The organism is Pseudonocardia sp. C8, assembly GCF_014267175.1.
Taxonomy (GTDB): Bacteria; Actinomycetota; Actinomycetes; order Mycobacteriales; family Pseudonocardiaceae; genus Pseudonocardia.
Genome location: NZ_JACMTR010000002.1, coordinates 2,950,977 through 2,969,878, shown reverse-complemented (window position 1 = coordinate 2,969,878; position 18,902 = coordinate 2,950,977). Strand labels below are relative to the sequence as shown.

Below are 18,902 nucleotides of genomic sequence, written 5' to 3'. Positions count from 1 at the left end.
CTACCGCGAACCCGGCCGCGTGCACGGGTGCTCAGCGCCGGCCGTCCGGCGGGGGGCGCGGGACCCGGCCGGTGAGGTCCTCGGTGCCGGTGACCACGGCGCGGGCCAGGTCGGTCAGCCGCCGGTTGTGGCGCCGGGCGTACCGGCGCAGCACCTGGAACGCCTGCTCCGGGTCCATGCCGATGCGTTCGCCGAGAACCCCCTTGGCCTGCTCGATGACGACCCGGCTGGTGACCGCGGTCTGCAGCTGGTCGATCACCGTGGCCTGGTCGGTGCGTTCGCGGTGCTGCAGCAGGCCGATCGTGGCGACGTCGGTCAGCGCCTGGGCGACCCGCGCGGTGGCCGGGCCCCACGGCCCGGGCGTGCGCGCGAACAGGTTCATCGCGCCGACCACCTGGTCGCGATAGCGCATCGGCAGCGCGTGCACCCCGGCGAACCCGGCCTGCCGGCACGTCACGGCGAACCGGGGCCACCGCTCCACGGCCTCGGCCATGTCGGGGACGGCCACCGCTCGGCCGGTGCGGTGGCAGTCCAGGCACGGCCCCTCGCCGACCTGGAGCTGGCGGTGTTCCAGGTGCCGGGCGTCCTCGCCGGTCGCGGCCATGATCTGCAGCCGGCCCTGGGGGTCGGCCAGCACCACCCCGGCCGCGTCGACCTGCAGCAACCGGACGCACCGGTCGCAGAGCCGTATCAGGAACTCCACGATGTCGAAACCGGCCACCAGGGTGTCGGCGCATTCGACGAACGTCTCGGCCAGCTCACCGGTCCGGTCCGGCGGCCACCCGTCACGTGGGGCCATGGGTCCTCCCGAGCTCGCATCGGGTGGGTACCCGGCCCCGCACGGGATCATGTGACCGCAGCAGCCCGGATCGGCCGAACGGCGGTCGACGTTCCCGCAGCCGATTGTGTACCTACTGGAGACGACCGCTCCAGACCCCGGCGGTACATCGGCTTCGTCCACTCGATGCCGGGGCCTGGCGACCGTGCGGCCCCTGACGGAAAGGGGCCCCGTGTCGCCGTTCCGGCCGATCTGGATCGTCGACGACCACCCGCTGGTGGCGTCCTCGCTGGCCACCGGCCTGCGGGCGGCCGGTCACGACGCGCGGGTCCTCGCGGTCCCCTCCGCACCCGAGGTCGTCGCCGCGCTCGGGCCCACCACCGTGCCCGAGGTGGTGCTGCTCGACCTCGAGCTCGGGTACGACGGCACCGGCCGCCGGATCGACGGCGCCGAGCTGGTCGGGCCGATCCGGGCCGCGGGCCGGCGGGTGCTGGCGCTCAGCGACGACACCGGGCCCGAACGGATCGGGGCCGCGCTCGCCGCAGGCGCAGCCGGGGCGGTCCCCAAGTCGGCACCGTTCGGCACCCTGCTGGCCGCGCTGCGCGACACCCTCCACGGCCGCCCGGTCGTGCCGCCGGTCCGGCGCCGCGAGCTGATCGAACGGCACCTCGCCCACCGGCGCGACCGGCACCGGCTGGACGAGGCCTTCGCCGCTCTCACCACCCGGGAGCGCGAGATCCTCGAGCTGCTGGCCGCGGGCCGGCGGGCCCCGGCCATCGCGGACTCCTACGTCGTCTCGGTCGCCACGGTGCGCACCCAGATCCGGGGGGTGCTCACCAAGCTCGGGGTCAACTCCCAGATCGAGGCCGTGGCCCTGTACCACCGGCACCGGTCGGTCCGCTGAGCACGCCCGGCGGCCGGCCGGCGCTCACCCGCGCCGGGCGAGCACGACCGCGTGCGGGGTCCGCTCGCCCTCCCGCGCCGCCCGGACGGTCCGGCTGAGCACGGTGAACCCGTTGTCGCCCAGCCGGTCCGCCAGCTCGTCCGGGTCGAGCCGGTGGAAGTCCAGCCCGACCGGCTCGCCGAGCGCCTCGGCCAGGTGCAACGTCCCGGTCCCGACCTGGAACCCGAGCAGCAGCAGCCCGCCCGGGCGCAGGGCACGGGCGAACCCGGCGAGGCAGTCCGCGCGGCGCTCCGGCGGGACGTGGATCAGCGAGTACCAGGCCAGCAGCCCGGCGAGCCCCGTCGGCAGCTCCAGCAGCGACCCCACCGCGAACGGGACGCCCGCGTGCTGCTCGCGGGCGACCCGCACCATCTCGGGGGAGAGATCGATCCCGCGGGCGTCGACCCCGCGGTCCCGCAGGAACCCGGTCACGTCACCCGGCCCGCAGCCGGCGTCGACCACCGGGCCGCCCCCGCCGGCGACGAGGCGGTCCGCGAACGCCCCGAGCAGGGCGCGCTCCTCGTACCACCCGGCGAACTCGTCGCGGAAGTGATCGGCGTAGGCGCGGGCGATCCGGTCGTAGCCGGAGCGGGTCCGGGTGAGGAAGTCGGGGTTCACGTGGCGATCCTCGTACGGCCGCGGTGCGCCCCGGCGAGCGGCCGATGGTTAGCGATGCAACGGTCGGTTCGTAGGGTGAGCGCATGGAGCTGTGGGAGGTCGCGGTCATCGCCCTGGCCGGGCTGTGGGCCGGACTGATCAACACCGTCGTCGGGTCCGGGACGCTGGTGACCTTCCCCGTGCTCGTCGCGCTCGGGTTCCCGCCGGTGACCGCGACGACGTCGAACGCCATCGGCCTCATCACCGGCTCGATCACGGGTGCGGTCGGGTACCGCAAGGAATGGGTGGGGCACGGGCGCCGGCTGGCCCGCTACGGCGTCGCGTCGTTCCTCGGCGCGATCGCCGGCGCGGTCCTGCTGCTGTCGCTGCCGCCGGACGCGTTCGAGACGATCGTGCCGGTCCTCGTGGGGCTCTCGGTGGTGCTGGTCGCGGTGCAGCCGCTGCTCGCGCGGCTGCTGCGGAACCGGGAGCGGCCGGACCGGACCTCGTCGCCGGTGCTCTACCTGCTGATCTTCCTGGTCGGTGTGTACGGCGGCTACTTCACCGCCGCGCAGGGGATCATGCTGGTCGGGGTGATGGGCCTGCTCGTCGCCGACCCGCTGCAGCGGCTCAACGCGTTCAAGAACACGCTCGCGTCGGTGGTGAACCTGGTCGCCGGGGTGATCTACGCGGTCGTCGCCCCGGTCGACTGGGCGGTCGTCGGGATCATCGCGGTGAGCTCGATCGCCGGTGGCCTGCTGGGCGCGAAGGTCGGGCGGCGGCTGCCGCCGGCGCTGCTCCGCGCGGTGATCATCGTGATCGGGATCGCCGCGGTCGTGTTCCTGCTCGTGGAGTAGCCCGGCCGCGGGCGAAGTAGGCGATCGGGCCGGCGAAGTTCACCAGCGACGCCAGCGCCCACAGCCACCGCGGGCCGTTCACCTCGGACGGCGCGCGGCGGGCGAGATCCACCCATGCGGCGCCGAGCAGCCCGAACTGCGCGATCGCGGTGAGCACCACGGCGGCCCGCCCGCCGGCGCCCAGGTCGTTCCACCTCACCCTGCGGCCCATGCGCCGATCCTGGCAGGAGCCGCCCCGCACGTCACGGGGCGTTCCCGGACCGGTTCAGGCGCCGACGGCGGTGAGCGCGGCGTCGAGGGCGTCGTCGTCGCCGACGTTGCCGGGCACCACCACCTGCACGACGTCCCGGCCGCCCGCCGTCCGCAGGTCCCAGACCGAGACCCCCGCCAGCACCTGGCCGCGGACCCGGGCGGAGGTCGCGCCCAGGCCGTCCCGGGCGACCTGGGCGCCGGTGATCCCGCCCTTGGTGACGACGACGTCGACCCGGTCCCGCACCGCCGCGACCACCCCGACCAGCACCCGCATCACCGACTCCCCGTGGGCGAGGGTGTCGTGCTCGGCGCGGCGCTCGCGCTCGCTGGCCAGCGCGGCGTAGCCGGTGTCCAGGCCGGCGCCGCACCGGGCGGTGAGCGCGACCGCGGCCGCGTCCGGGTCGGCGAGCGCCGCGTCGGTGTCGACGACCGCGGGCGCCGGCCGGCGGGCCGAGGCCGCGGCGAGCTGGCGGGTGGCGGCGCCGGTGTGCGATCCGCACACCAGCAGCGTCCGGCCCGGGCCGGCGACCGGCCGGTCCAGCAGGCCGTCGCTGGTCACGCCGCAGACGGCCGCGGCGAGCGGGGCGCCGCCGCGGGCGACGACGGCGCGGCGGGGCCAGGCCGCCCGCAGCGCCTCGGCGATCCGGACGACGTCGGCGTCGTCGTGCACGTCCGGGAGGATCACCTCGCCGTCACCGGCCGCGGCCAGCACGCCGGCCAATCCGCCGGAGCGCACGACGTCGACCCCGACCGGCACCGGGGTGCGGTCGGACTTCTCGCGCACGTAGTCCGGCAGGTGCCCGTGCCGGTAGCCGAACACCGGGTCGCGGGCGAACTCGGTCTCGTGCGCGGGGACGGTCTCCCCGCCGACCCGGACCAGGTGGGTGCCGTCGACGGTGGTCCGGCCGCCGCCGGGGAACGCCGGCACGAACAGCAGCGGCGCGACCGGGTCGACGGCGGCGGCCTCGGCGAACACGTGCCCGCGCAGGGTCGAGTCGCCGCGCAGCACCAGCCGGACGTCGGCGCCGAGGCGCTCCGCGGCCGCGGTCGCCTCCGCCCGGATCCGGGCGACCAGTGCGACGGCCGCGGGCTCGGCCAGCGCCCGGGTGTTGGTGAGCAGGTACACCGCGTCGGCCCGGGTCAGGGCTTCGGTGAGCGAGCCGGCGTCCCAGGCCAGCAGCACCTCGACCCCGGTCGCGGACTGGGTCCCGGTGGGGTCGTCGTCGCAGACGACCACCTTCACCGGCCGGGTCACGGCCGCGTCTCCGCGGCGCCGTCCGCTGCGGGGGTGTCGGCGAGCAGCGCGTCGGCCCGGGCGGTGAAGAACCGGGTCGCCCACATCATCGCGGCCGCGACGAACGCGAGCACGCCCAGCGACACCACGCCCCAGGTGCCGCTCTCGGTCGGGACGACGTCGTTGATCGCGGTCCGCATGACCGGGGCGACGAAGCCGCCCAGGTTGCCGATCGAGTTGATCAGCCCGATGCCGGTGGCGGCGGCCGCCCCGGCCAGGAACGCGGTCGGGAACGACCAGCTGATCGGGCCGGCGCACAGGAACGCCGACACCGCGACCGTGATCGCGACGATGCCGAGCAGCGAGTACCCGTGCGCGCCCGCCCAGGCCGAGAGCAGGATCGCGGCTCCGGTGAGCACGAACGCGACCGTGCCCCAGTCCCGGCGGCGCCGCAGCGTGTCGGCGTGCTTGCCGACGTAGTAGCAGGCGAACAGGCCCACCGCCCACGGCACCGCCGTGACGAGGCCGACCTCCCAGCCGACGTCGCGGCCGATCAGCCCGGACACCTGCTGGGGCAGGTAGAAGGTGGTGCCGTACACGGCGACCTGCAGGCAGAAGTAGATCGCGGTGAAGTACCAGACCTTCCCGCTGACCATGGCGGGCCAGATGCCACGCGGCCCGTCGGCGTCCTTCACCGCGTTCTCGTGCTCCATCACCGCGTGCATCGCGGACTTCTCCTCGGCGGTGAGGAAGCGGGCCTTCTGCGGGGAGTCGGTGAGCAGGTAGAACGCCGCGATCCCGGCGACGACGGCGAGCATGCCCTCGACGAAGAACATCACCTGCCAGCCCAGCCACGGGGTGAACTGCTCACCGAAGCTGATCAGGCCGCCGGACAGCGGGGCGCCCAGCATCTGGCTGAACGGCTGGGCCAGGTAGAAGATCGCGAACAGCTGCACGCGGCGCTTGTTCGGGAACCACTCGGCGAGGAACATGATCACGCCGGGGAACAGCCCGGCCTCGGTGACGCCGAGCAGGAACCGCAGGATCACGAACATCGTGTCGTTCGTGGTGAACGCGAACGCGGACGCCACGAGGCCCCAGCTGATCGCGATCCGGGCCAGCCAGAACCGGGCCCCGTAGCGGGTGAGCAGCAGGTTCGACGGGATCTCGAAGAGCGCGTACCCGATGAAGAAGATGCCGGCGCCCAGCGCGAACGCGCCCGCGCTGATGCCCCGGTCGATCTGCAGGCCGTCCTCGGCGAACCCGACGTTGGTGCGGTCGAGGAAGGCGACGAAGTAGAGGATCACCAGCATCGGCATGAGCCGGGTGGTGGCCTTCTTGATGCCGGACGCCAGGTGCGGGCTGTCGAGCAGCTCGCGCGGGGCGCCGGTCTGCGGCGTCGTTGCCACGGCGGTCTCCTAGAAGATCATCACGAGCCCGGCGGCGACGAGGACGATCCCGACCGCGAGGAACGCGATCCGGGAGCGGCTCCAGCCGGGGAACGGTCGGGACATCAGTGCATGTAGAGGCCGCCGTCGACGTTCAGGGTCTGCCCCGTCACGAAGCCGGCGTCCTCGCTGATCAGGTAGGCGGCGGCCGCGGCGACGTCGCGCGGGGTGCCGATCCGGGGGAGCACCCCGTCGGCGGCCATCGCGGCCTTGCGCTCGTCGGTGAGGGTGCCGCCCATGATGTCGGTGTCGATCGGGCCGGGGGAGATCGCGTTCGCGGTCACCCCGTGCGGGCCCAGCTCGCGGGCCACCGACCGGATCAGGCCGACGATGCCGGCCTTGGCCGCGGAGTACGGCGTCTTGGAGTAGGTGCCGCCGCCGCGCTGCGCGGACACCGACGAGATCCCGACGATCCGGCCGACACCGTGCCCGACCAGCGAGCGGGCGACCCGCTGGGTGACCCAGTGGGTGCCTTCCAGGTTCACCGAGACGACCCGGCGCCACTCGTCGGCGTCGACCTCCAGGTAGGGGACCGGGGAGGAGACCCCGGCGAACGCCACCAGCGCGACGAGCTGCGGCAGCCGTTCCTCGAGGGTGTCGACCGCGGCGACGGCGGCCTCGCGGTCGGCGACGTCGGCGCCGACGCCGGCGGCGCGGACGCCGTGCGCCGCGGCGACCTCGGCCGCGGTATCGGCGGCCGCAGCGGCGTCCACGTCGACCAGGCCGACGTTCCAGCCCGCTTCGGCGAGGTGGAACGCGGTCGCCCGGCCGATCCCGCGCGGGGAGCCCGCCCCGGTGAGGATCACCGTGCGCTCGGTGGGGAAGGGGGTCATCGGTCGTCCTCCTGGGTCAGGGGTGCCGGGCCCAGCTCGTCGAGGAGCTGCTGCATCCGCGTGTAGGCCCGGTTGCGGTAGGCGACGAGCTCGGGCACCCGCTCGGCGGGCACGTCGAGGAACCCGCCGCCGGACTTGGTGCCCAGCCGGCCGGCGTCGACGTGCTCGGCCAGGGCCGGCGGGGTGGCGAACCGCTCGGGCCAGCGGCCCTGCAGCGACTCGAAGCAGAACCTGTAGACGTCGAGCCCGGCCATGTCGGCGATCGCGAACGGGCCGAAGAACGGCAGCCGGAACCCGAACGTGGTGCGGACGATCGTGTCGACGTCCTCCGCGCTCGCGACGCCCTCGTCGACCAGCTGGGAGGCCTCGGAGAACAGCGCGTACTGCAGACGGTTGAGGACGAAGCCGTCGGCGTCGGCGACCCGGGCCGGGTGCTTGCCGGTGGCGCGCACGACGTCCTCGACGCCGGCGACGACCGCCGGGTCGGTGCCCTCGTGGGTGATCACCTCGACGCCCGGGATGAACGGGGCCGGGTTGGAGAAGTGCACGCCGAGGAACCGCTCCGGGCCCTTCACCGCCTCGGCGATCCGTCCGATGAGGATGGTGGAGGTGTTCGAGCCGATCACGGCGTCGGGTGCGGCGGCCGCGGAGACCCGGCGCAGGACCTCGTGCTTGATCTCGATCTTCTCCGGGACGGCCTCCTCGACGAAGCCGGCGCCGTCGACGGCGGCCTCGTAGTCGTCGGCGGCCGTGACCCGGGACGCGACGGTGTCCGGGGCGTGCGCCGGGAACAGGCCGTCGGCGGCGAACCGTTCCGCCTCGGCGATCAGCCGTTCCCGGTTCGCCCGGGTCACCTCGGCGTCGACGTCGGCGATCCGCACCTCGGCGCCGGCCAGGGCGAGGACCTGGGCGATGCCGCCGCCCATGTACCCGCTGCCGATCACCGCGAACGTGCGGCCGGTGAGTTGTCCGGTCATGGTGGCCTCTCTCGGCTCGGTCAGGGGCGGGGGAGCAGGGTGCGCAGGTAGTCGCGGTTGGTGGCGCAGACGCCGAGCGAGTCGCCGCCGTACTGCTCCATCAGGAACGGGCCGCGGAAGCCGAGCGCGACGGCGTCGCGGACGACCTGCCGGTAGTTGATGAGCCCGAGCTGCAGCGAGGTCGGCGTCGAGGTGGACCAGGAGCCGTCGGCGGCCTCGTCGCGGGCGTAGTTCTTCACGTGCCAGTAGTTGGCGTACGGCAGCGTCTTGGCGTGCATCTCGCGCCAGTCCTCGATCGGGCGGTGCAGGCGCACGAGGTTGCCGATGTCGGGGTTGAGGCCGACGTTGGGCAGGCCGATCTCCTCGATCAGCTGCACGGCCGAGTCGGCGGTGCCGAGGTAGGTGTCCTCGTACATCTCCAGCGACATCGGCAGGCCGGCGTCCTGGGCGTGCTTGCCCAGCTCGCGCAGCCGGGCGACGGCGAACGCGCGGGTGTCGGCGTCGTCGGGGTCGCGCCAGCCGGGCGCGGTCCAGAACCACAGCGCCCGCTTCTGCGCGGCGGAGAACGGGTGGTGCAGCCCGGTGGAGAACACGTCCATGCCCATCTCGGCGGCGGCGTCGATGGTGCGGTGGGCGTAGTCGAGGTTGCGGTCCTCGTGGCCCGGCTGCAGCACGCTCTGCCGCTGCACGTGCACGGAGATGATCTTGACGCCGTGCTGCTCGGCGACCGCGAGGAGCTCGGCGCGCCGGACCGGCTCCAGGTCGGCCGGGCGGATGTGGGAGTCGGCGAGCTCCAGCTCGGTGAAACCGAGCGCGGCGACCTCGGCGAACACCGCGTCCCAGCGCTCGGCCGGTGCGTCGTGCAGGGCGACCCCGTCCGGGCCGACCGGGGCGAAACCGTGCATGCACACGGCGATCGGCCAGGTCTCCGCGGTGAGATCCGGGGTGGGGGGCATCAGCGGCTCCTTCAATCGTGCTCTTTGATAGATCCTATAGGATCGAGTATCGGAGTCAACCGTTCGGGCGGCCGTGCTCCGGGGGTCAGGTGCCGGTCTCGAAGCGCAGCGAGCGCTCCCGGACGTTCTCCAGGTGACGGTGCAGCGCCGTGACCGGGGCCTCGAGATCGCCGGTGGCGAACGCGTCGACGACGGCCGCGTGCTCGGTGACGGCCTCCTCGACGTCCGGGACGCCCTGCAGGGCGGTCTGGCGCATCCGGTGCACCTGGGCGCCGAGCGTCTCGGACATCTGCCGCAGGTAGCGGTTGCCGCTGTGGTGCAGCACGACGTCGTGGAACGCGGTGTCCGCCGCGAAGTACTCGGCGGTCAGTGCGGGGTCGACCCGGCCCTCGGCGAGGGCGGCGGCGACCGCGGAGCCGGCCCGGGCGTGCCGCTGCTGGGTCGCGCGCAGGTCGTCGAGCATCTCCGGGGTGGCCGGTGCGGCCATCCGGGCCGCCGTGGTCTCCAGCATCAGCCGGGCGTCGAACAGCTCGGCGAGCTGGTCGGCGCCCAGCGGCGGCGCGACCCGGTAGCCCTTGAGCGCCTCCCGGGTGACCAGCCCGGTCCGTTCCAGCTGGACCATCGCCTCGCGCACCGGGGTGGGGGAGACGTCGAGCTCGCGGGCGATCGTGTCGATGCCCAGCCGGGTGCCCGGCTCGAGCCCGCCGGAGAGCAGCAGTTCGAGGATCCGCTCGTAGACGTGGTCGCGCAGGCCGCGCCGCTCGATGCCGCCGCGCAGGCCGGACCTCGTGCTCACCGGGCGCCTCCGCTCGTCGTGGTCGACAGTGCTTCGTCCAGGATGGCGGTAACCGCGGCCGGATCGTGCGCGAACCGCCCGAGGAACATCCCGTCGACGGCGCCGGCGATCTCCGGGAGCAGGCCGGGCCCGGCGCTCCCGCCGTAGATGACCCGGGTGTCCGGCAGCCCGGCGAGGTGTGCGCGCAGCGCCGAGCCGACCGCGCGGACGTGCGCGACCGGCGCCGGCTCCGGGGCGCCGATCGCCCACACCGGCTCGTAGGCGACGACCAGCGGGCCGTCGAGGCCGGCCGCGCGGGCCGGGGCGAGGGCGCGGTCGACCTGGGCCCGGACCTCGTCGGCGGCGTGCGCGGAGTGCTCGGTCTCGCCGACGCACAGCACCGGCGTGAGCCCGTTGCGGCGCGCGGCGAGGACCTTGGCCGCGACGACGTCGTCGGTCTCGCCGAAGTGTGCGCGGCGTTCGGCATGGCCGATCTCGGCCAGCGTCGCGCCGAGCTCGGCGAGCACGGCGCCGGACACCTCGCCGGTCCATGGGCCCTCGTCGTGCACCGCGACGTCCTGGGCGCCGACCGCGATCCCGGCCGGCCCGGCGATCTCGAGTGCCGCCGGGACGGTCGGGAACTGCGGCAGCGCGAACAGCCGCACCAGCCCGGAGGTCACGGCCTCGTGGGTGGCGGCGGTCGCGGCGACCGTGCGCAGCCAGTCGAGCGTGCGGGCGTGCGAGAACCAGGTCTTGAAACTGATGCCGATCAGCACCGGGGGTCCTCCCGGAGCCGTTCCCCGGCCGTCCGCACGACGAGCGCGAAGGAGACCGCGCCCGGGTCGGGCGTGCCGATGCTGCGGTCCCCGTGCGACCGGGCCCGGCCCAGCCGGGCCGCCAGCTCGCGGGTCCCGTCGGCGGCGTCCGTCGCGAGCCGGGCCGCGGCGTCCCAGGCGGCGGCGAGGTCGTCGCCGGCGTCGACGCGCTCGGTGAACGCGCGGGCGAACGGCACGATCGCGTCGACCATGGTCTTGTCGCCCACGGCGGCCCCGCCGGCCCGTGCGACCGCCTGCTCGGCGGCGCGGACCCCGCCGGCCACGGCGCGGGCGTCCGGGGCGTCGTCGTCGCCGAGCGCGGTGCCGAGGGCGTCGAGCATCGCCGCCCAGATCGCGCCGGAGGTGCCGCCGGCGCGGTCGCCCCAGGCGTCGGCGGCCCGGCGCAGGACGGTGCCCGCCCCGGCGCCCTGCCCGGCCGCCCCGGCCGCGGCGTCCCGGGCGGCCCGGCCGCCGCGCTGCATGCCGATGCCGTGGTCGCCGTCGCCGGCGACGCGGTCGAGCCGGCCGAGCTCGTCGGCGTGCGCGTCGAGTGCGGCGGCCACGTCGTCGAGGACGGCCGCGATCCGGGCCCCGCAGGCCTGCGACGCCGGGCTCCCCTCGGTGATTGTGCCGGGTGCGGCCGGGCCGGCCCCGGTGGTCGCCCCGGACGCGGCAGGGATGACGGCGCCCTGCCCGCCGACGGCGCCGCGCCGGAAGGCCGGGGTGTCGCACGGCGCGGTCCAGAGGCGCTCCAGCTCGCCGGGGACGTCGTCGTCGAGCCACAGCAGGGTCAGCGAGGCGCCGGGCATGTCGAAGCTGGTGCAGAACTCGCCGACCTCGGGGTCGACGACCTCGAGCCCGGCCTCGCCGAGCAGCCGGTGCACGGTGCCGTAGACGACGAACAGCTCCTCGTACTTGACCGAGCCCAGGCCGTTGAGGATCGGGACGACTCGGGCCCCGGCGCCGTCCGGGACCTCCTTGAGCAGGTTGGAGACCAGCAGCTCGGCCAGCCCGGCCGCCGTCGGGACGTCGGTCTCGTCGATGCCGGGCTCGCCGTGGATGCCGAGGCCGACGCCCATCCGGCCGGCCGGGACGTCGAACAGGGGCTCGCCGGCACCGGGCAGCGTGCAGCCGCCGAACGCGACACCGAGCGAGCGGGTCCGCGCGTTGGCCAGCCGCGCGACCCGCTCGACGCCGTCGAGGTCGTAGCCGGCCGCGCAGGCCGCGCCTGCGACCTTGAAGACGGTGAGGTCGCCCGCGATGCCGCGGCGCCGGTGCCGCTCGTCGGGGCCGGCGCTCCACACGTCGTCGGTGACGACGACGGTCCGGCAGTCGACTCCCTCGGCGCGCAGGCGTTCCTGTGCGGCGTCGAAGTTGAGGACGTCGCCGGCGTAGTTGCCGTAGGACAGCAGCACCCCGCGTCCCTGGTCGGCCGCCGCGGCGACCGCGTGCACCTGCTGGGCCGACGGTGAGGCGAACAGGTTGCCCATCGCCGCGCCGTGCGCCAGGCCGGGCCCGACCAGGCCCGCGAAGGCGGGGTAGTGGCCTGAGCCGCCGCCGACGACCAGCGACACCGTCGGCTCCGGGCTCGCGGTGCTGCGGACCACGCCCCCGGGCACCGCGCGCGCCCAGCGGGCGGAGGCGGCGGCGAACCCGGCCGTCATCTCGGCGGCGAACTCGCCGGGGTCGTTGAACAGGCGCGTCATCGCGGTCCTCTCGTCACGGGGTGCGGGCAGGTGAATCCTATAGGAAATTGGAAGAGGGTGCAGCTGGTGGGTCGCGAGCGCCGGCCACCGCGGCGCGGCACTCGGCTCGCGTACTCGCGGTCGCCCGGGGTGCCGGACGGGGGGAGCGGCGCGGTGCGCTCCGTCTCGCCCGCGCCCGGATCGCCGCGGGAGAAGGTGTGGGGTGAGGTGCACGTTCTCGCCCGAGACGGGGCGACACCGTGCAGATCACCAGCGGAATCGTGGAGCGTGATGGGCGAGCGTCTTGTCGATCTGCACGTTCGTGCCCGGGGCGGGGCAGAAGCGTGCTGATCAACTGGGAGGCGCCGGCCGGGACGCACGTTCTCGCCCTGGCGGGGGCGGAAGCGTGCAGATCGACAGGGCGGCGTTCGTCGATCTGCACGGTCTCGCCCTGGCCGCGGCGAAAGCGTGCAGATCAACGAGGATGCGCCGGTCGAGACGCGCGTTCTGGCCCCGGCGCGGGCCGGATCGTGCAGATCGACGGCGGTGGTTCGGTCGAGGCGCGCGTTCTCGCCCTGCCGGGGGCGTCCGAGAGTTGATCGACACTCGGCCGTGCCCATGATGTCAATGAATCATTGACACCAGCGTTTCGTCAACCAAACGACGACGACCCCGGCCGCCTCGACGACGGACGCCGCCGGAGGGGAGCGGCCGCCGGAACACGGCACGGACACGGCGGACGTCCGCCCACTCCGCTTTCACGGCCGTCACACGGCCCCCGCGATGGGATGGCACGGTGAGCACGACTCCGTCGCAGGACACCGTCGGCACGCCGACCACCCCGGCCCACGACGCCGAGCGGCTCGAACGCGCGGTGCTCGAGGTCAAGCGCGTGATCGTCGGCCAGGACCGGCTGGTCGAGCGGATGCTGGTCGGGCTGCTGGCCCGCGGGCACCTGCTGCTGGAGGGCGTCCCCGGGGTCGCGAAGACCCTCGCGGTGGAGACGTTCGCCAAGGTCGTCGGCGGCAGCTTCGCCCGCCTGCAGTTCACCCCGGACCTGGTGCCCGCCGACATCCTCGGCACCCGCATCTACCGGCAGGGGCGCGAGGAGTTCGACGTCGAGCTCGGCCCGGTCGTCGCGAACTTCGTGCTCGCCGACGAGATCAACCGCGCCCCGGCCAAGGTGCAGTCGGCGATGCTCGAGGTGATGGCCGAGCGCAAGCTGTCGCTCGGCGGCCGGGACCACCCGATGCCGGACCCGTTCCTGGTCCTCGCGACCCAGAACCCGATCGAGAACGAGGGCGTCTACCCGCTGCCCGAGGCGCAGCGCGACCGCTTCCTGTTCAAGCTGCTGATCGAGTACCCGGGCGTCGAGGAGGAGCGGGAGATCATCTACCGGATGGGGGTGACCCCGCCGGAGCCGGCGCAGATCCTCAGCCCGGCCGAGCTGGTGCGGCTGCAACGCACCGCCGGTGACGTGTTCGTGCACCACGCCCTGGTCGACTACGTCGTCCGGCTGGTGGTCGCGACCCGGCTCCCGGGCGAGCACGGCCTGACCGACGTCGCGTCCTGGATCGCCTACGGGGCCTCGCCGCGCGCGTCGCTGGGCATCGTGGCCGCCGCCCGTGCCCTGGCCCTGGTCCGGGGCCGGGACTACGTGCTCCCGCAGGACGTGCTGGAGGTGGCTCCGGACGTGCTGCGGCACCGCCTGGTGCTGTCCTACGACGCCGTCGCCGACCAGGTCCCGGTCGACCACCTCGTCTCCCGGGTGCTGCAGACCGTGCCGCTGCCCCAGGTCAGTGCCCGCCCGGCAGGTGGCCCGGCGTGACCGCGGAGCGGCCGCCCGCTCCGGGGGACGGGACCACCCCCGACCTCGTCCGGCTCGAGGCGTCGCTGCGGACGATGGAGCTGGCCGTCCGCCGCCGGCTGGACGGCCTGCTGCAGGGCAACCACATCGGGCTGCTGCCCGGGCCGGGCAGCGAGCCGGGGGAGGCGCGGCCCTACCAGCCCGGCGACGACGTCCGCCGGATGGACTGGTCGGTCACCGCCCGGACCACGGCCCCGCATGTCCGGGAGACGGTCGCCGACCGCGAGCTGGAGACCTGGGCGGTCGTCGACCTGTCCCGCAGCCTCGACTTCGGCACCGCCGACACCGACAAGCGACACCTCGTGCTGGCCGGGCTGACCACCGTCGCCCAGCTCACCACCGGTGGCGGGAACCGGATCGGCGCGGTCGTCGCGACCGGGGAGCGGACCGTCCGGCTGCCCGCCCGGGCCGGGACGGTGCACGCGCGCGGCCTGGTGCGGCGGGTGGCGGCGACACCGGCCGCCCCGGAGGGGGTCCGCGGTGACCTGACCGGCGCGCTGGACCAGCTGCGCCGCCCGCCGCGGCGCCGCGGGCTGGTCGCGGTGCTGTCCGACTTCCTCGGCGCGCCGGTGTGGGAGCGGTCGCTGCGTGCCCTGTCGGCGCGGCACGACCTGCTCGCGATCGAGGTCGTCGACCCGCGGGAGCTCGAGCTGCCCGACGTCGGGACGGTCGTGCTGGCCGACCCGGAGACCGGGCGGCAGCGCGAGGTGGAGACGACCCCGCTGCTGCGCCGCGAGTTCGCCGCGGCCGCGTCCGCGCACCGCGACGAGGTGGCGGCGGCGCTGCGCCGGTGCGGTGCGGCGCACCTGACCCTGCGGACCGACCGGGACTGGGTGGCCGACGTCGTCCGGTTCGCGGTCGCGCGCAAGCACTCCTGGTCCGGCGGGCGGGAGCGGGGGAGGCCGGCATGAGGTTCGCGACGCCGTGGTGGCTGCTGGGCCTGCTGATCGTCGCCGCGATGGCCGCCGGGTACGTGTGGCTGCTGCGGCGCCGGCGCCGCGACGTCGTCCGGTTCACCAACCTCGAACTGCTGGAGACGGTCGCGCCGAAGCGGCCCGGCCGCTGGCGGCACGTGCCCGCCGTCGCGCTGATCGCCGCGCTCGCCGTGCTCACGGTGGCCCTCGCCGGGCCGCAGGCGCTGGCCAAGGTCCCGCGCAACCGGGCCACGGTGGTCCTGGTGATCGACGTCTCGCTGTCGATGAAGGCCACCGACGTCGCGCCGACCCGGCTGGCCGCCGCGCAGTCCGCGGCGAAGCAGTTCGCCGACCAGCTGACCCCGGGCGTCAACCTGGGCCTGGTCTCGTTCGCCGGGACGGCCGCGGTGCTGGTGTCGCCGAGCACCGACCGCAACGCGGTGAAGAATGCCGTCGACAACCTGCAGCTGGCCGAGTCGACCGCGACCGGCGAGGCGATCTTCACGGCCATGCAGTCGATCGACACGTTCTCCCGCTCGCTGCAGGGCGGCCCGGACCAGCAGGGGGTCCCGCCGCCGGCCCGGATCGTGCTGCTCTCCGACGGCACCCAGACCGTGCCCGGGCCGGACGGCGAGAACGAGCCGCGCGGCTCGTTCACCGCCGCGTCCGAGGCGCAGAAGCGGGGCATGCCGGTGTCGACGATCTCGTTCGGGACCGGCTACGGCACGATCGAGCTCGACGGCGGGCGCACCCCGGTCGCCGTCGACGACGCGGCGATGGAACGCATCGCGACGCTGTCCGGCGGCCGGTTCTTCACCGCCGCCACCGAGTCCGAGCTGCGCGCGGTCTACTCCGACCTGTCCGAGGAGCTCGGCTACGAGGAACGCGAGGTCGACGCGAGCCGGCCCTGGATGATCGGCGGGTTCGTCCTGCTGCTCGGCGGGCTGGGCGCCGGGGTCCTGCTGGGGCGGCGCCTGCCGTGACCGGCGGGCACCCGCGTGCGTTAGGTTCTGGCCCCGTGGGACGCAGCGTGCTCGTGACCGGAGGCAACCGCGGCATCGGGCTGGCGATCGCGAGAGCGTTCGCTGCCCAGGGGGACCAGGTGGCGGTGACGTACCGGTCCGGGAAGGACGGCCTGCCGGACGACCTGCTGCCGGTGCGCTGCGACGTGACCGACGCCGAGTCGGTGGACGCCGCGTTCTCCGAGGTCGAGGCCGCGCACGGCCCGGTCGAGGTGCTCGTGTCGAACGCCGGGATCACCGACGACGGCCTGCTCATGCGGATGGGCGAGGAGTCGTTCACCAAGGTCGTCGACGCGAACCTGACCGCGGCCTACCGGGTCGCCAAGCGGGCGTCGCGCGGGATGCTGAAGGCCAAGGCCGGCCGGATGATCTTCGTGTCGTCGGTGGTGGGGCTGTCCGGCTCGGCCGGCCAGGTCAACTACGCGGCGTCCAAGTCCGGGCTGGTCGGCCTGGCCCGCTCCGTGGCCCGCGAGCTCGGCAGCCGCGGCATCACCGCGAACGTGGTGGCCCCCGGGTTCGTCGACACCGACATGACCCGCGCGCTCGGCGAGAAGCGCCGCGACGAGATCCTCGGGACGATCCCGCTGGCCCGCTACGCCGACCCCGACGAGGTCGCCTCGGTCGTCACCTTCCTCGCCTCGCCGGGCGCCGGCTACGTCACCGGGGCGGTCGTCCCGGTCGACGGCGGCCTCGGCATGGGCCACTAGCCCGCAACTCCAGATCTCGAAAGGACGTCATGGGACTGCTCGACGGCAAGCGGCTGCTGATCACCGGTGTGATCACCGACGCCTCGCTGGCCTTCCACTCCGCCAAGATCGCCCAGGAGCAGGGCGCCGAGGTGGTGCTCACCGGGTTCGGCCGGATGCGCCTCGTCGAGCGGATCGCGCAGCGGCTGCCGAAGCCCGCACCCGTCGTCGAGCTGGACGTGGCCGACCAGGAGCAGCTGGACACCCTCGCCGAGCGCATCACCCCGCACCTCGGGGACGAGCCGCGGCTCGACGGCGTGCTGCACTCGATCGGCTTCGCCCCGCCCGGCGCGCTCGGCGAGGGCGCGTTCCTGTCCGCCGAGTGGGCGGACGTCGCCACCACGATCCAGGTCAGCGCGTACTCGCTGAAGTCGCTGGCGGTGGCGTGCAAGCCGCTGCTCGGGCCGGGCTCGTCGATCGTCGGGATGGACTTCGACAACCGGCAGGCCTGGCCGGCCTACGACTGGATGGGCGTCGCCAAGTCGGCGCTGGAGTCGGTCACCCGCTACCTGGCCCGGGACCTCGGCCCGGACGGCATCCGGGTCAACCTCGTCGCCGCCGGCCCGGTGAAGACGATGGCCGCCAAGTCGATCCCCGGCTTCTCCGCGTTCGAGGACGTGTGGGACTCCCGGGCCCCGCTCGGCTGGGACATGAACGACCCGGTGCCGGTCGCGAAGACCGTCTGCGCGGTCCTCTCGGACTGGATGCCGACCACGACCGGCTCGATGGTGATGGCCGACGGCGGGGTCCACGCGGTCGGTGTCTAATCGGGGGGTGGAGTTCGACGCGATCCTGCTGCTGTCCTTCGGCGGCCCCGAAGCCCCCGGCGAGGTCCGCCCGTTCCTGGAGAACGTGACCCGGGGCCGCGGGGTGCCGCCGGAGCGGCTCGACGCCGTCGAGGAGCACTACCAGCACTTCGGCGGGGTCTCGCCGATCAACGCGCGCAACCGGGAGCTGGTCGCGGCGATCGCCGCCCGCACCGAGCTGCCGGTGTACTTCGGCAACCGCAACTGGCACCCGTTCGCCGAGGACACGGTGCGCACCATGGCGCGGGACGGGATCCGGTCGGCGCTGGTGTTCGCGACCAGCGCCTACGGCGGCTACTCGGCCTGCCGCCAGTACCACGAGGACATCGCCCGGGCCCGGGCCGCCGTCGGCGACGGCGCACCCGAGCTGGTCAAGCTGCGGCACTTCCACGACCACCCGGACTTCGTGCGCGCCAACGCCGACGCGATCCGCGCGGCGGTGGCGCGGCTGCCCGCCGAGCAGCGCGACCCGGCCCGGCTGGTGTTCACCGCACACTCGATCCCGACCGCCGCCGACGCCGCCGCGGGCACGCCCGCCGACGGCGGGCACCGCTACTCCCGGCAGGTGGCGGAGGCGGCGGCCCTGGTGGCCGCCGAGCTGGGCGTGGACGACTTCGACGTCGTCTGGCAGTCCCGGTCGGGCCCGCCGCAGGTGCCGTGGCTGGAACCGGACGTCGTCGACCACATCGACGACCTGGCCGCCAAGGGGGTCCCGGCGGTCGTCGTCGCCCCGGTGGGGTTCGTCTCCGACCACGTCGAGGTCATCTGGGACCTGGACAACGAGGCCGCCGAGCGGTGCGCCGCGCACGGCATGGGCTTCGCCCGGGCGGCCACGGCCGGGCCGGACCCGCGGTTCGCGGACATGGTGATCGAGCTGGTCCGGGAGCACACCGGCGGGTTGCCCGCCCGCAGGCTCGGCGCCGTCCCGGCCGCCGGGTGCACCCGCAACGGCGCCCCGTGCGCGGTCGACTGCTGCCTGCCGGCGCGCCGGCCGGCCTGATCTCCCGGGGGCCGTGGAGGTCCCTACCGGTCACGCTCCTGCGCGAGCACCTCGTGGAGCAGCTCCACGATCTGCTGCTGACCGGCCGCGGCCTGGTCGAGCCGGCCACGCAGCTCGGCGAACCCGGTGCCCATCCCGTCCTCGATGTGGTAGAGCCGCCGTTCGAGCCGGGCGAAGCGCTCCTCGAGGTGCGCGAAGCGGGCCGCCGACTGCTCCCCGAGGCCGGTGACCCCCGAGCGGGTCGCGTCGAGCTTGCGCCCGACCTCGGCGAGGTCGCGGTCGCGGGCCGCGGCCAGGTGGCGGGCGGCCGTCGCGTCCGCGGCCACGGCCTCGACGCGTGCCTCCAGCGCGGCGAGCCGGGCCTCGAGGTCGGACGGTCGCGACATGGTGGGCAGGA

20 protein-coding genes are annotated in these 18,902 nt (G+C 74.7%); 8 read left to right on the top strand and 12 right to left on the bottom strand.

The features are described 5' to 3' along the window. Positions 1–31 precede the first annotated feature (31 nt). Complete coding sequence (locus tag H7X46_RS14385; protein ID WP_186359884.1) at positions 32–799, bottom strand: GAF and ANTAR domain-containing protein; 768 nt, start codon at positions 797–799, stop codon at positions 32–34. Between the two features lie 211 nt (positions 800–1,010). Here H7X46_RS14385 and H7X46_RS14380 point away from each other — a divergent pair, with 211 nt between their 5' ends. Continuing rightward, positions 1,011–1,682, top strand: a complete 672-nt coding sequence (locus tag H7X46_RS14380; protein ID WP_186359883.1) for a response regulator transcription factor — start codon at positions 1,011–1,013, stop codon at positions 1,680–1,682. 24 nt (positions 1,683–1,706) lie between these two features. Here the strand turns inward: H7X46_RS14380 and H7X46_RS14375 are convergent, their stop codons facing one another. After that, positions 1,707–2,339: a class I SAM-dependent methyltransferase gene (locus H7X46_RS14375; RefSeq protein WP_186359882.1), complete on the bottom strand. Its 633-nt coding sequence runs from the start codon at positions 2,337–2,339 to the stop codon at positions 1,707–1,709. An 83-nt stretch (positions 2,340–2,422) separates the two neighbouring features. Between H7X46_RS14375 and H7X46_RS14370 the strand changes: the two genes are divergently transcribed. Continuing rightward, the gene (locus H7X46_RS14370) at positions 2,423–3,175 is read left to right on the top strand and encodes a sulfite exporter TauE/SafE family protein (protein ID WP_186359881.1); all 753 of its coding nucleotides are present in this window, start codon (positions 2,423–2,425) and stop codon (positions 3,173–3,175) included. On the opposite strand, the gene H7X46_RS14365 is transcribed toward H7X46_RS14370, so the two are convergent. The 9 genes from H7X46_RS14365 to H7X46_RS14325 all read right to left on the bottom strand — a co-directional run bounded on the left by H7X46_RS14365 (position 3,129) and on the right by H7X46_RS14325 (position 12,171). Next, entirely contained in the window at positions 3,129–3,386 is a 258-nt protein-coding gene (locus tag H7X46_RS14365; RefSeq protein WP_186359880.1) for a PLDc N-terminal domain-containing protein, read from the bottom strand. The genes H7X46_RS14370 and H7X46_RS14365 overlap by 47 nt on opposite strands. A gap of 54 nt (positions 3,387–3,440) precedes the next feature. After that, on the bottom strand, positions 3,441–4,682 hold the full coding sequence (locus tag H7X46_RS30685) for a four-carbon acid sugar kinase family protein (RefSeq protein WP_222131315.1): 1,242 nt from the start codon (positions 4,680–4,682) through the stop codon (positions 3,441–3,443). Continuing rightward, positions 4,679–6,070 carry an MFS transporter gene (locus H7X46_RS14355; protein ID WP_222131314.1) on the bottom strand — a complete coding sequence of 464 codons (1,392 nt, stop codon included), beginning with the start codon at positions 6,068–6,070 and terminating at the stop codon, positions 4,679–4,681. Before H7X46_RS14355 ends, H7X46_RS30685 begins: the two co-directional genes overlap by 4 nt. A gap of 104 nt (positions 6,071–6,174) precedes the next feature. After that, on the bottom strand, positions 6,175–6,942 hold the full coding sequence (locus H7X46_RS14350) for an SDR family NAD(P)-dependent oxidoreductase (protein ID WP_186359879.1): 768 nt from the start codon (positions 6,940–6,942) through the stop codon (positions 6,175–6,177). Beyond that, complete coding sequence (locus H7X46_RS14345) at positions 6,939–7,919, bottom strand: 3-hydroxyacyl-CoA dehydrogenase family protein (protein WP_186359878.1); 981 nt, start codon at positions 7,917–7,919, stop codon at positions 6,939–6,941. The genes H7X46_RS14350 and H7X46_RS14345 overlap by 4 nt, the downstream gene beginning before the upstream one ends. A 20-nt stretch (positions 7,920–7,939) precedes the next feature. Further along, positions 7,940–8,875, bottom strand: a complete 936-nt coding sequence (locus tag H7X46_RS14340; protein WP_186359877.1) for a sugar phosphate isomerase/epimerase — start codon at positions 8,873–8,875, stop codon at positions 7,940–7,942. 85 nt (positions 8,876–8,960) lie between these two features. After that, on the bottom strand, positions 8,961–9,671 hold the full coding sequence (locus H7X46_RS14335; protein ID WP_222131313.1) for a GntR family transcriptional regulator: 711 nt from the start codon (positions 9,669–9,671) through the stop codon (positions 8,961–8,963). Further along, complete coding sequence (locus tag H7X46_RS14330) at positions 9,668–10,426, bottom strand: triose-phosphate isomerase family protein (protein WP_186359876.1); 759 nt, start codon at positions 10,424–10,426, stop codon at positions 9,668–9,670. The genes H7X46_RS14335 and H7X46_RS14330 overlap by 4 nt, the downstream gene beginning before the upstream one ends. Then, entirely contained in the window at positions 10,420–12,171 is a 1,752-nt protein-coding gene (locus H7X46_RS14325; RefSeq protein ID WP_186359875.1) for a dihydroxyacetone kinase family protein, read from the bottom strand. Before H7X46_RS14325 ends, H7X46_RS14330 begins: the two co-directional genes overlap by 7 nt. 775 nt (positions 12,172–12,946) lie before the next feature. Here H7X46_RS14325 and H7X46_RS14320 point away from each other — a divergent pair. From H7X46_RS14320 to H7X46_RS14295, 6 genes are read left to right on the top strand one after another with little or no spacing between them, the layout of a single operon-like run. After that, on the top strand, positions 12,947–13,978 hold the full coding sequence (locus H7X46_RS14320; RefSeq protein ID WP_186359874.1) for a MoxR family ATPase: 1,032 nt from the start codon (positions 12,947–12,949) through the stop codon (positions 13,976–13,978). Continuing rightward, a complete protein-coding gene (locus tag H7X46_RS14315) occupies positions 13,975–14,928 on the top strand; it encodes a DUF58 domain-containing protein (protein WP_370588768.1) in 954 nt (317 codons plus the stop codon). Before H7X46_RS14320 ends, H7X46_RS14315 begins: the two co-directional genes overlap by 4 nt. Further along, positions 14,925–15,914, top strand: coding sequence for a VWA domain-containing protein (locus H7X46_RS14310; protein WP_186359873.1), 990 nt, complete (start codon positions 14,925–14,927; stop codon positions 15,912–15,914). The genes H7X46_RS14315 and H7X46_RS14310 overlap by 4 nt, the downstream gene beginning before the upstream one ends. Positions 15,915–15,949: 35 nt before the next feature. Further along, positions 15,950–16,660, top strand: coding sequence for a 3-oxoacyl-ACP reductase FabG (fabG, locus tag H7X46_RS14305; RefSeq protein ID WP_186359872.1), 711 nt, complete (start codon positions 15,950–15,952; stop codon positions 16,658–16,660). 29 nt (positions 16,661–16,689) lie between these two features. Further along, positions 16,690–17,466, top strand: coding sequence for an enoyl-ACP reductase FabI (fabI, locus tag H7X46_RS14300; protein ID WP_186359871.1), 777 nt, complete (start codon positions 16,690–16,692; stop codon positions 17,464–17,466). Between the two features lie 7 nt (positions 17,467–17,473). Continuing rightward, the gene (locus H7X46_RS14295; protein WP_186359870.1) at positions 17,474–18,505 is read left to right on the top strand and encodes a ferrochelatase; all 1,032 of its coding nucleotides are present in this window, start codon (positions 17,474–17,476) and stop codon (positions 18,503–18,505) included. Positions 18,506–18,528: 23 nt separating this feature from the next. On the opposite strand, the gene H7X46_RS14290 is transcribed toward H7X46_RS14295, so the two are convergent. Continuing rightward, complete coding sequence (locus H7X46_RS14290) at positions 18,529–18,891, bottom strand: hypothetical protein (RefSeq protein WP_186359869.1); 363 nt, start codon at positions 18,889–18,891, stop codon at positions 18,529–18,531. Positions 18,892–18,902 lie beyond the last annotated feature (11 nt).